General features: G+C 57.0%; 11 protein-coding genes. 7 read left to right on the top strand and 4 right to left on the bottom strand.

Annotated elements, in window-relative coordinates:
* Positions 1-25 precede the first annotated feature (25 nt).
* Both WJU23_RS08315 and WJU23_RS08310 read left to right on the top strand, forming a co-directional pair.
* The gene (locus WJU23_RS08315) at positions 26-1,060 is read left to right on the top strand and encodes a quinone-dependent dihydroorotate dehydrogenase (protein ID WP_346332088.1); all 1,035 of its coding nucleotides are present in this window, start codon (positions 26-28) and stop codon (positions 1,058-1,060) included.
* A 21-nt stretch (positions 1,061-1,081) separates the two neighbouring features.
* Positions 1,082-1,336: a CDGSH iron-sulfur domain-containing protein gene (locus WJU23_RS08310; protein ID WP_346332087.1), complete on the top strand. Its 255-nt coding sequence runs from the start codon at positions 1,082-1,084 to the stop codon at positions 1,334-1,336.
* Here WJU23_RS08310 and WJU23_RS08305 read toward each other — a convergent pair.
* Positions 1,333-3,066, bottom strand: coding sequence for a molybdopterin-dependent oxidoreductase (locus WJU23_RS08305; protein WP_346332086.1), 1,734 nt, complete (start codon positions 3,064-3,066; stop codon positions 1,333-1,335). The genes WJU23_RS08310 and WJU23_RS08305 overlap by 4 nt on opposite strands.
* 265 nt (positions 3,067-3,331) lie before the next feature.
* On the opposite strand from WJU23_RS08305, the gene WJU23_RS08300 reads away from it, so the two are divergent.
* Complete coding sequence (locus tag WJU23_RS08300; RefSeq protein WP_346332085.1) at positions 3,332-3,649, top strand: hypothetical protein; 318 nt, start codon at positions 3,332-3,334, stop codon at positions 3,647-3,649.
* Between the two features lie 93 nt (positions 3,650-3,742).
* On the top strand, positions 3,743-4,258 hold the full coding sequence (locus WJU23_RS08295) for a cytochrome C (protein ID WP_346332084.1): 516 nt from the start codon (positions 3,743-3,745) through the stop codon (positions 4,256-4,258).
* A 16-nt stretch (positions 4,259-4,274) separates the two neighbouring features.
* Here the strand turns inward: WJU23_RS08295 and WJU23_RS08290 are convergent, their stop codons facing one another.
* The gene (locus WJU23_RS08290) at positions 4,275-5,108 is read right to left on the bottom strand and encodes a L,D-transpeptidase family protein (RefSeq protein ID WP_346332083.1); all 834 of its coding nucleotides are present in this window, start codon (positions 5,106-5,108) and stop codon (positions 4,275-4,277) included.
* Between the two features lie 86 nt (positions 5,109-5,194).
* A complete protein-coding gene (locus tag WJU23_RS08285; protein ID WP_346332082.1) occupies positions 5,195-6,223 on the bottom strand; it encodes a LacI family DNA-binding transcriptional regulator in 1,029 nt (342 codons plus the stop codon).
* A gap of 130 nt (positions 6,224-6,353) precedes the next feature.
* Here WJU23_RS08285 and lspA point away from each other — a divergent pair, with 130 nt between their 5' ends.
* Positions 6,354-6,851 (top strand): signal peptidase II, encoded by a 498-nt coding sequence (lspA, locus tag WJU23_RS08280; protein WP_346332081.1) that lies wholly within the window; start codon positions 6,354-6,356, stop codon positions 6,849-6,851.
* A 503-nt stretch (positions 6,852-7,354) separates the two neighbouring features.
* Positions 7,355-8,074 carry a hypothetical protein gene (locus tag WJU23_RS08275; protein ID WP_346332080.1) on the top strand — a complete coding sequence of 240 codons (720 nt, stop codon included), beginning with the start codon at positions 7,355-7,357 and terminating at the stop codon, positions 8,072-8,074.
* A gap of 51 nt (positions 8,075-8,125) precedes the next feature.
* On the opposite strand, the gene WJU23_RS08270 is transcribed toward WJU23_RS08275, so the two are convergent.
* Positions 8,126-8,323 (bottom strand): hypothetical protein, encoded by a 198-nt coding sequence (locus WJU23_RS08270; protein WP_346332079.1) that lies wholly within the window; start codon positions 8,321-8,323, stop codon positions 8,126-8,128.
* A 322-nt stretch (positions 8,324-8,645) separates the two neighbouring features.
* On the opposite strand from WJU23_RS08270, the gene secA reads away from it, so the two are divergent.
* Positions 8,646-11,900 carry a preprotein translocase subunit SecA gene (secA, locus tag WJU23_RS08265; RefSeq protein ID WP_346332078.1) on the top strand — a complete coding sequence of 1,085 codons (3,255 nt, stop codon included), beginning with the start codon at positions 8,646-8,648 and terminating at the stop codon, positions 11,898-11,900.
* The last annotated feature ends 4 nt before the right edge of the window (positions 11,901-11,904 follow it).

Genomic DNA, 11,904 nt, shown 5'->3' with positions numbered 1-11,904 from the left:
GGAGGGGCGGAGTTTGAGAGAAGACATGTCTCTCATCGCCAATCTGTACCCCACATTAAAACCCTGGCTTTTCCGTATGGATGCGGAAAGGGCGCATGAGTGGACAACGCGCATGATGCGCATGGCCCACAGCCTCGGCCTGCTGACGGCGGGCCAGGAAAAGCTGCCGCAAAAGCCGGTGGAATGCCTGGGGCTGCGATTTCCCAATGTCCTGGGGCTGGCGGCGGGCATGGACAAATCCGCCTCAGCCGTGGAAGCCTGGGGTGCGCTGGGTTTTGGCTTTGTGGAAGTCGGTACTCTGACCCCACGTCCGCAGCCGGGGAACCCAAAGCCGCGCCTGTTCCGCCTGCCTGAGCACGATGCCCTCATCAACCGCATGGGCTTCAACAACCCGGGCATCCACGCCGCTGTGAAACGTCTGGAAAAACGCCGAACGAAAGCGGTGGTGGGGGTGAACATCGGCAAGAATTTTGACACGCCTAACGAGGATGCGGTGAAGGACTATCTGGCGGGTCTCAAAGCGGCGTATCGGGTGGCGGATTACATCGCCGTAAACATTTCCAGCCCGAATACCAAAGGCCTGCGGGATCTCCAAGCGGAGGAATCCATCCGCTCTCTTCTGGCTGCACTGAAGTCCGAACAAAGCCGCCTGGCCCAAGAATATGGCCAGATGAAACCGGTGCTGGTGAAGATCGCCCCGGACCTGGACGGGCAGCAGATCGAGGCTCTGTCTCGTGTCTTTAATGAACTGGCAGTGGATGGCGTCATCGCCACCAACACGACGATTAACCGCGAGGCGGTGGCCGGGCACCCTCTGGAAAAGGAAGCTGGTGGTCTCAGTGGTGCACCGGTGAAGGAGCGCTCCACCCAGGTCATACAGGCTTTCCGCATGCTGCTCAAAGAAGGCACTCCCATCATTGGCGTGGGCGGCATCCTCAGCGGCGGTGATGCGAAGGAAAAGCTTCAGGCTGGCGCGCAGCTCGTGCAGGTTTACAGCGGCCTGGTTTTCCGTGGCCCGGCCCTCGTCCAGGACATTCTGCGCACGGTGGTCAACGGCTGATAAAACCCAGCCTCATTCGCCATGCTCCCGAAAATCTACGATACTCAGCCAGCCATCGTTGAGCTGGAGGCCGGGGACCATTGGTGGTGCTCCTGCGGGCTGAGCGGCCACCAGCCGATGTGCGACGGCGAGCATACCGGCACCGGCATGCGCTCCAAGAAGTTTACTCTGACCGAGCGTAAAACCGTCAGCCTGTGCAACTGCAAGCACACACGAACTCCACCTTTTTGCGATGGAAGCCACGTTTCTTTGCCAACCGCCAGAACAGAGGTCTAACCAACGATCAATCCTTTGGCCTTGCGCTCTTTTTCGCGCTCCAGCAGCGGAATCGTCTCTCCGGTCTCGATGAGAGGGATGCCCAGATCCCCGATCTTGGCAAAGCTCAGTCCGTTAAACACCGCCGTGTCATTGGCCAGGCATTTGAAGACGTCTTCTACGCTATAGAGACCGTTAGAACCACCACAGGCGACGACGATGTCGCGCAGGATTTCCCAGGTGTCGCGGGCGTTGCCGGGGGCATTGACCGCCTTGTTCAGGCGCTGCAAGCGGCCTGTGGCGTTGATCATGCTACCGCGTTTTTCGGCATAGGCGGTGCCTGGAAGCACGACCTGCGAAAGCTCAGCGGTGGCATTGGCCAGGATGTGCAGGGTGGTCAGGAAGCTGACCTTCTCCAGGTCCTGGCGCTCGAAGCCGGCCTTCAGAAGATTTTCGCCCAGGGCCAGTACGGCCTTCAGTTTGCCACGGCTCATCAGCTCGGTGATGCCGGCGATGCGGCTGCCGGGTTCAAAGCCGAGGATCTGCTTCACGCCATTGGTGTTCGGGTTTTTGTCAGCGGCGGAGAGGTAGTTGTCGCCCTCGCCGATGCGCTGGATGACGTCCACGTTTTCCGTGCCCAGCAGCTTGACCAATTGCTTCACGAAGAACAGTTCTTCATTGGTCATGCGCGCGCTGGCGATGATGGCGATCTCTTCGCCCTTTAGCCCGGCGAGCCCGTCGGCCACGGCCTGAATGGATTTTTTCCACGTGCTGACTTCATGCCTGCCGCCGGTCTTCACCAGCGGATCCGTGAGGCGGAATTCACTGTTTACAAAATGGAAGTCCAGACGGCCACGGTCGCACATCCAGGAGGAATTGACATCGTTGTTGTCGCGGGGAGTCTGTCGGTAGATGGTATCGCCACGGGCGCCGATCTCCATGTTGCAGCCCCGGGCGCAGCCGGTGCAGATGCTGTTCGTCTCAGAGAGGAACCAGACGCGCTGCTGAAAGCGGAAGTCATTGGAGGTCAGCGCACCCACAGGGCAGATGTCCACCGTGTTGAGCGAGTAATTGTTTTCCAGGCGCTTGCCCGGATGCACGGCCAGTGTCGTGTGGCTGCCGCGCTCGGTGAAGCCGAGAACCGGATCATCGGCGATCTCTGCCGTGAAGCGGATGCAGCGGCTGCACATGATGCAGCGCTCATCGTCCAGGCGCACGCGCGGGCCGATGTCCACATTCTTCGGCTTTTTGACCTTGTTTTCACGGAAGCGGCTTTCGCCTTTGCCGTGCTCCACGCTGAATTCCTGCAGGCGGCACTCACCGGCCTGGTCGCAAATGGGGCAGTCCAGCGGGTGGTTGATGAGGAGAAATTCCATCACGCCCTTCCGGCATTCCTGCGTCAGCACAGACTCCGTGCGGATGCCCATGCCATCGGCCACCGTGTTGGCGCAGGCGATGACCGGACGCGGCATCCAGCCGATCTTGGCCATGCCGTGCTCATCCTTTTCCGGCTCCTGGCCAGGAGTGGGACGGGGCGGCATGCCCATTTCCACCAGGCACATGCGGCAGTTACCAGGGCTGGTCAGCTTGGGGTGATAGCAGTAATGCGGCACCTCTTTTTTCACCTGCTTGCACGCTTCGATCATGCGCGTGCCCTTGGGAAACTTGTACCAGACGCCGTCAATTTGCACGTTCACCAGGTCAACGGGTGGAGGTGCGGAGGGAGTGGCAGCAGCGGCGGGGGCAGACATGGCGTTAAAACAGAGAGATTAACGATTATCGGAGCCGCACGGACAGGGGCAACCCGAATTTGTGAAAAATTTCACAAGCGGGCCTGTGGGGTATTTGGCCTGTCTGGAGAAATGCGGGGCGAATTGATTCCGTTTGGGGGGGTATCTGATGTCGACAAAACCACACAACTTTCTGAAATGGTTATGGCGTAGTTCGAAAATGAATGCAGTCAGGAAGGGCCTTGTAGGGGTGGTTTTTCTGCCGCTTGTTATCCTATACCTAGCGATGGTGTCCTTACCGATATGGCTGAGCCTGCTCATTGTGCCTCTAATGGTGGCCTGGATCTATTTTGTTGCTCCATGGGCGTGGGATAAATACCCCACATCCGATGAGCCTAATCGCCCGCCTCCCACCCCGGAGCAGGAATGGGAAGCACGGTTCAAAAAGATCGCCGACAGCACCGATGGCCTGCCGCAGGGGCTGACCCTGGCTTCCTTTTGCCAGGAATACGATGAATCCGTGCTGAAACAGGCCATGCATTTCCTGCATCGCACGCCGCCGGGCAGCCGGCATCTGCGTGTGGCCCTGCAAGAGCTGTTTTGATCTTCGAATAACCCCTCTTTCTGGTAGTATTGATCCTTGGCAAAATGGGGTTGCTCCGTATAGAAGCTGCGCTTCCATTTTTCCCTTCCGACCATGCCCATCTACGAGTTTTACTGCCCGGAAAACAACACTGTTTATCAGTTCCTGGCCCGCACCCTCGCGTATCGGGACCAGGTGCCTGCCTGCCCGGACAATCCGGAGTTCAAGCTGCAAAAGCAGATCTCCCGTTTTGCCATCATCGGGAAAGCGAAGGAAGAAACCGAGAATGACCCCTTTGCCGGTCTGGATGATGCCAAAATGGAGGCGCTGATGGCTGACATGGAGGGGGAAATGGGTGCCATGGACGAGGAAAACCCGGACCCGCGCCAGCTTGGCCATTTCATGCGCAAGCTGACTGACCTGATGGGAGACAAAACGCCGCCTGAACTGCGTGAAATGGCGCGCCGCCTGGAAGCCGGGGAAGATCCGGAGAAGCTGGAGTCCGAATTCGGCGGCCTGGGGGAAGGAGACGATGCCGATCTTTTCGCGCAGATGAAGAAGATCGTCCACAGCAGTCGCGCCCCCATTCGCAATCCCAAGCTCTACGAAATGAGCGAATGGGTGAAGTGAAGACCGCCTTATTCCCTCAGTGCAGGCGGTATTGGCCGGCCCGGTGATACACCTGCGGCAGTGGCTTGTCGGGCTGAAAGGCCAGATAAACCGGCAGCAGCTCTTTCCAAAAGCTGGCTGCGGGGTGATCCGCAGCCTCCGTCAGCCGCTCCCCGGTCATGCGAAAGGGGAATGAATGCACGGGCACCTCGGCCTGTCCTTCATTCAAAGCGGCCTCCACCACCAGATAGATTTCTTCAATCACGGGATCCGTCATGGCAAAGCAGCCGATGCTCACTTCATTGCCATGCACCATGATGAAGCTGCCTGTTCGGCCATGGTGGCGGTCATAGTCGTTGGGATAGCCGATGTTAAAGGACAGATGAAAGGTGCTTTTCGGGTTCAACCCGGCTTTCGTCACCGCGTAAAAACCCTCCGGCGCCTGGCCATCGCCTTCTTTCATTTTGGGGCCAAGATCCCCGGACATGGCGGCAATGGGATAGGTGCGAAAAAGTTTCCATTGCCTGCCTTCCTGCAGCCAGAGTTCCATTTCGTCACTCTCTTTAAAGATGCGCAGAAAGGCAGGCGCTCCCAGCTTCAGCCCCTTTTTTTCCAGTTCGGTCGCGAGCGGTTTTTGCACCCGGTTTTTCACATGGGCCAGGCGCTCTTCAGCCGTTAGTTTCTGCCAGTCTTCAGGTGCGGGCGGGGCGGGGTAGGGGAGTTTCATGGTGGATGAGCCTGGCCCGAGTGCCGCCAGGTTGGAGATATCCGGCAGCGGCCCGCAGTCCGAACAGGAGCCGCTTTCTTTCTGCGAGCTGAAAAGCGCCAGACCGGCCCCCAGAAGAAGCAGCAGCCATAAGGTGTTTTTCATGAATCAAATCAGGGAACGAGGGCGGAGGATGAGGCGGTGCCCGCAATATGCAGACTTTATATAGATGCCCCACGGCCTGCATTTGATCAAACATGACGCAGGCAGCGAATGGTTTCGCCCGGTTTCCATTCGCCTTCGGTCATGATGATCTTGGGGTGCTGGGGAATGCCGCGTTCATTGTACTGCTCCTGAGCCACCAGCAGATCCAGCGCTGCCGCTCCCAGTACCGCAGCCTGCTGGTCCACTCCGCTGATTTCGGGTCTGTCTTCCTGCCAGTTTAGGGTTACCAGGCCGATGTCCTGCGGGATGCTTTTGTCCTTCAACCAGTCTTGAAGATTGTGGCCGCTGCTGATGACCACCTCTGGCCGGGTGCGGGCCAGCCATAGGTGGAAATCTTTTTCCGTGGGTTCCTTCCGCAGGCAAACAAGATCCGCCGCTTGCTTCAAAGGCAGGGGATGGTGGGTCAGGAAGCTGGCCGACCATGCACCAAACATCCTCTCATTAACCACGCTGCCGCCGTAGTAACCGATGCGTTTGTAGCCAAGCTTTTTGAGCTGCCGCATGGCTGTCATCATGCCCAGATAGTGATGATGATGGACGCGGTGCAAGGCGGGCCGTGCATAACCCAGGCCGATGATGACACTGCTGAATTTTTCCCACTGCATGGACACATGGCCCCGGCTGCGGCTGACCAGCGGAGAAAGGATGAAGCCTGGGATGCCGCGCGCCTCCAGTATCTCCGAGAGCCGCCTTCCGGTCATGCCTTTGGCGGAGAGATAAAATTCATCCAGTTGAAAACCCAACCGGTCAGCCCTCCCCCGCGCACCGTTAATGAGACTTTGTGACCACGGGGACTGGATGATCTCCATTTCTTTCCGCTCCGCCCAGACAAAGGCCAGTGTCCGCGGTGACTGGGAGAGACGCTTCTGCCGCATGTGGGTCATCAGCTTGGAGATTTCCGGGTCCGGCCGGTAGCCCAGCTCAGCAGCCGTTTCTAAAATGCGTGTACGCAGTACCTCCTCCACGTACCTTTCCCCCCGCAGCGCACGGGAGACGGTCATTTTTGAGATGCCCAGATGTCCGGCTATGTCCTGGAGGTTGGGTGGCTTCACCATGCAGCCGCCCATTATGTGCTGGGGCCGGGGCGCTGCAAGATCATCCGTCTTCCTGTGGCTGAGTGCTTGAGATGTCTGTCAGACCGGCTATGTGGGAAGCTGCCGCGCACCAACGCCTCTTTTTCCGACCATGATCCGCCTTCTGCTTCTTCTCAGCGTGCCTCTCTACATCCTCGACCAGTGGTCGAAGCTCTGGATCGTGAAAAACTTTGAGCTGCATGTCACCGAGCAAGAAGTCATTCCAGGCATCTTCTGGCTGCATCACACCGCCAATACCGGCGTGGCCTTTGGCATGTTCAATGGCACCGAGTATGCAAATTATGCTTTTGGGGTGATATCCCTCACCGCGCTGGCTTTCATCATCTGGATGTACAAGAAAGGTGCGTTTCCAGGCTGGCTCAGCCGCACGGCTGTGGCGCTGCTTGTGGCCGGGATCTTTGGCAACCTGACGGACCGCTTGCTCCATGGTTACGTGGTGGACTTCCTGCGTTTTGATTTCGGTTTTCCTCCTTTCAACCCCTGGCCGTCGTTTAATGTGGCGGATTCCTGCGTGGTCGTTGCCGCCATTTCCCTGGCTATCGCCTCCTTTACCGAGGCTCCACCTGCAACGAAACCGGCCAGAGGCTAAGTCTTTAGGCTATCTCCGTTCATTCTCAGGAATGAAACGGAAGGTGCTCCGCTCACGACTGGCGGAGGTCTGCCCCCCGTGCTGGTGCTGATTGGCACCAGCCAACAGCGATGCTCAGCAGCCTGAAGAAAGGTCTTCTGATAAAAAGTCCTAAACTGGGGGTGAAATCAGGCATTCGGAACCGATACAAGCCCAAAATGGGCCTTTGTGACCAGTACATAAATTTGCATTTATAATAATCGAATCGTTTTCCGATTCAAATTATCAAAATAAGACTGGATATGATAAATGATAATTTGTGAAAATGCATAATTGGAATTTTGTTCCAACTTGTTCATCATAAATTCTTTATCCGGATTATTATAGATTATACGTAAAATGTGGATCATGCAAAAATCCTCATTGAGCCTCTCATTTTACAGAAATTCTACAAAATGATGAAATGAAAGTTGCAGTGATTCTAGTTTTTGATATAATTACCATATCAATCACAAGAACCTGCCATGAAAACAGTTTCCAAACTCACCGCCGCTCTCTCAATCTTCTTTGCGGTCACCTTTTTTCCGCAGATGGCCTCGGCTCAAAACGGTTATGCAGCCAGCCACTATGCAGCCCAGCAAGCGGCCTACGCCCAGCAGCATGCAGCACATCAGGCTCATATGAATCAGCAGGCCTGGGCTGCTTATCATGCCCAGCAGCAGGCAGCGGCCTATCATGCGCACATGCAGCAGCAGGCTGCCTTTGCAGCCGCCCAGCAGCAGATGATGGCTGCCCGCGCCGTCCCGGTCGCCCGCACAGCTCCGGCTGCAGGTTCACTGATCCGTTATGATGGCCGTTATGCGTCCTGCTCTGCCAGCCTGCCAGGCCAGGTCCAGTATCTGATCAATGCTGCAAACCATCTGCAGAGCAGCCCGTATGTCCGGGGTGCCGGTCATGGCCGCGTGGAAGACCGCGCTTATGACTGCTCCAGTTCCACTTCATACGCTCTCATCAAGGCTGGTCTGCTGAAAAGCCCCCTTACTTCGGCCGGTTTTGCCAATTACGGCAAGCCTGGAGAGGGCCGCTTCTTCACCATCTGGGTGAAGCCTGGTGAACATGTTTTCATGACTGTGTGCGGACTTCGCCTGGACACGTCAGGTGGCAAGGTGGGTGAGGGCCCACGCTGGCGCACCAAGGGCCGCAGCTATGCCGGCTTCACTCCTCGGCATTTTCCTGGCCTGTAATTCTCATTTTTGCGCCTCGTTAACGATTTTGCGTCACTTCAGCGATTCAATTTAAAGAATCAGGCTTTCCAAATCCGGTAAGATTGCAATATTGCCAATACTCGTTCTCAATTCTATGAAGACCTCCGTGACCTCCAATTTGAAAAGCTCCGCTTGTTCTCTCCAAAATGCATTGGGATGGACTTCTATGCCAGCTTTTGGAAAGTCAGCTTCTTCTTTGGGGCGCGCGGATGAGGTGGCGGACTTCATTGCAGAAACCCGGTGCGGCGTTCCCTCGCAATCCTCTTTGATGAGTTCATTCTGGAGCGTTTTTTCAACGCCAGCATTGTCTGAGAAGGCCGCAATGGCTTAAAAGAGGCGGCGCTCATGGCAATTATGGCATGAGCCAGATGGCGGCATAAATTTCGTCAAAAGGCGGGACATGACGGACTGTGCTCAGGCACCGGTTCTTTAAATAGACATCAGTCCCTCCTCCCTCCCTGCTTGCCAAGTCGTTCATTCTCTCCAAGGTAGACAGCCCGACCGTCACGCCCATTGCGCAGCGGCGGTTTTTTCGTCTTTCCTTTCTGTTATGTTCGAGTGGATCATTAAAAAAATCATTGGCACCAAGAATCAGCGCACCGTCAAGCGCCTGCAGCCGATTGTTGGCGAAATCAATCGTTTCGAAGCCCAGTTTCAGAATGATTCAGATGACGGACTGCGGGAGCGCGTGGCCAATTGGAAAGCCCAGTTTCGTGCTTTTCATACCCCCCACTTCCTGGGCGGTGTCGCCCTGCGCATTGCGGACGAAGAAACGGTCAAAGCCTGCCTGCGTCACGTCGAAGGCTATTTCAATGCTTTAAAGCCCCATTTTCCCTCCCTGGAGACGGATTACCTGGCGGAAAGCGCCTGGAGTTCTGCCTCCTTTGAGGACAAGAAAGCCCGCATTGACAGGGCCCGCGACGCCTGGAACGAAATCCAGCCAAAGTTTGCCGCCATCATTTCCAAGAAGCTCAATGAGATCCTCCCGGAAGTCTATGCCGTGGTGAAGTGCGCCGCCCGCCGCTTGGTGGGGCAGGAGCACATCGTCTGTGACAACCCGCTGAAGTGGAACATGGTGCACTTCGATGTGCAGCTCATCGGCGGTATTGCTCTTCATAAAGGCATGATCGCTGAAATGGCCACGGGTGAGGGCAAGACTCTTGTCGGAACGCTGCCGGTCACGCTCAATGCCCTGACAGGTCGTGGCGTGCACGTCATCACCGTCAATGATTATCTGGCCCGCCGAGACTCGGAGTGGATGGGTTATTTGTACAAGTTCCTCGGACTGACTGTCGGTTGCATCCAGAACGACCAGCCCAGCCACCTCCGGCGCGAGCAATACCAGGCTGACATTACCTATGGGACCAACAGCGAGTTCGGCTTTGACTACCTGCGTGACAACGGCATGGCCTCCAGCAAGGAGCAGCAGGTGCAGCGCGGGCATTACTTTGCCATCGTGGATGAGGTGGACTCCGTGCTCATTGATGAGGCCCGCACGCCTCTCATCATCAGCGGCCCGGTGGCCGGAGCGGAAAGCACCCATCAGTACGAACGCTACAAGCCGCTGGTTGAACAGTTGGTTAGGCGGCAGAACACGCTTTGTAACAGCCTAGTCTCAGAGGCGAAAGAGGATGCCAAGAATGGCGATATCGAGCTGGCCGGACGCAAGCTCTACCAATGCCGCCTGGGCCAGCCCAAGAACCGCGCCCTCATGCGCTGCATGGAAGACCATGAACTTCGTCGTGCCCTGGAAAAGGCCGAGCTGAAAATGTATGAGGACACGCAGAAGAAGGATCTTTTCGCCCTCAAAGAAGGACTCTATTTCTCCATTGAGGAAAAGAGCCACGATGCCGACCTCAGCGAAATGGGCCGCACCTTCCTCAGTCCCGATGAGCCGGATGCCTTCGTGCTGCCGGATCTGGCCACGCTTTATTCTGAGATTGATGGTGACTCATCCCTGACAGAAGCCCAGAAACTGCAGAAGAAGAACGAACTCCAGGACCGCCTCTCCCACCAGGGCCAGCGCATCCACCAGATCAGCCAGCTTCTGCGTGCCTACTGCCTTTATGAGAAGGATGTGGAGTATGTGGTCGAGGAAAACAAAGTCGTCATCGTGGATGAGCAGACAGGCCGCAAGATGGCCGGCCGCCGCTGGAGCGACGGTCTGCACCAGGCTGTCGAAGCCAAGGAAGGTGTGCAGATTGATGCCGAGACGCAGACCCTGGCCACCATCACCATTCAGAACTACTTCCGTCTTTATGAAAAGCTGGGCGGCATGACCGGTACCGCTGAAACGGATGCTTCAGAGTTCCATGACATCTACGGCCTGGATGTGCTGACCATTCCGACCAACCGCGCCATCCGCCGTGTGGACCACAATGACAGCATCTTCAAAACACGCCGCGAAAAATACAGCGCCGTGATTGACATGATCCGCGAGCGCCACGCCAAAGGCCAGCCGATGCTCGTCGGCACCGCCAGCGTGGAAGCCTCAGAAACGGTCAGCCGCATGCTCAAGCTGCAAAAGATCCCGCACTCGGTGCTGAACGCCAAATATCACCGCCAGGAGGCCGAGATCGTCGCGCGTGCCGGTCAGCGCGGCTCGGTCACCATCTCCACCAACATGGCCGGACGTGGTACGGACATCAAGCTGGGCGAAGGTGTCGCCGACCTCGGTGGCCTGCTCGTGCTCGCCACAGAGCGCCATGAATCCCGCCGTGTGGACCGTCAGCTTCGCGGTCGTTGCGCCCGTCAGGGTGACCCGGGTGAAAGCAAATTTTTCCTCAGCTTTGAGGATGATCTGATGCGCAACTTCGGTGCCGCCGATCGCATGACCAAGATCATGGAACGCTTCGGCATGGCCGAAGGTGAAGAGCTCCAGCACCCGTGGCTGAATCGCTCCGTGGAGACCGCGCAGAAGCGTGTGGAACAGCGCAACTACGGCTGGCGCAAGCGCGTCCTCGAATACGATGACGTCATGAATCAGCAGCGTGAGGTCGTCTATGAATGGCGCAATGACGTGCTGGAAAGCAACGATCCCCGCCTGCTCATCAACGACGCCGTTGAGAAAGGGCTCAAGGAGCGCATGGAAGAATTCCTGCCCAAGGAAAAAGGCAGCGACATGGAGCCTGATTACGAAAACTTGATCCAGTGGATCAATGCCACCGTGCCTATTGGCCTGCGTGACTTTGACGAAGAGTTCAAGGCCCTCGATTTTGAAGCCCAGTGTGCATGGCTGCAGGACAAGATCTTCGCCGCCTATGACATCAAGGTCAGCGGAGCCAATCCGCAGGCCTTGCAGGAGATTGAGAAGATGATCCTTCTCAACGCCATTGACCGCCTCTGGCAGGAGCACCTCTATGCTCTGGATGCCCTCAAGGAAGGCATCAGCTTGCGCAGCTACGGCCAGAAGGATCCGCTCATCGAGTTCAAGCAGGAGGCCTTCACCATCTTCGCGGAACTGATGCGCAACATCAACGGCGAGGTTGTCAGCAACCTCTTCCGTAGCACCCAGCAGCTTGCCGCCTTTGAGCAGTTCCTTGCCCAGATCGCCATGATGCAGCAGCAGCAGGCCGGCGGCATTCAGATCCAGGACGGCAACCTCCAGCTTTCCCCGGCTGCCCGGCCCGCTCCAGAGCCTGAGCCAGAAAAACCCAAGCCGCACAACCCCATGAGTGACGGCCCGAAACTGATTCTCCCCAGCGCCATGGGCCAGAAAAAGCCCCTCGCCAATGTCGGCCGCAATGACGCCTGTCCCTGCGGCAGCGGAAAAAAATTCAAGAACTGCTGCGGCCGTACGGCGTAACTCT

The sequence above is a fragment of the Prosthecobacter sp. SYSU 5D2 genome, assembly GCF_039655865.1.
Taxonomy (GTDB): Bacteria; Verrucomicrobiota; Verrucomicrobiia; order Verrucomicrobiales; family Verrucomicrobiaceae; genus Prosthecobacter.
The sequence above is the reverse complement of the archived record's forward strand: the minus strand, read 5'-3'. Positions and strand labels throughout refer to the sequence as shown.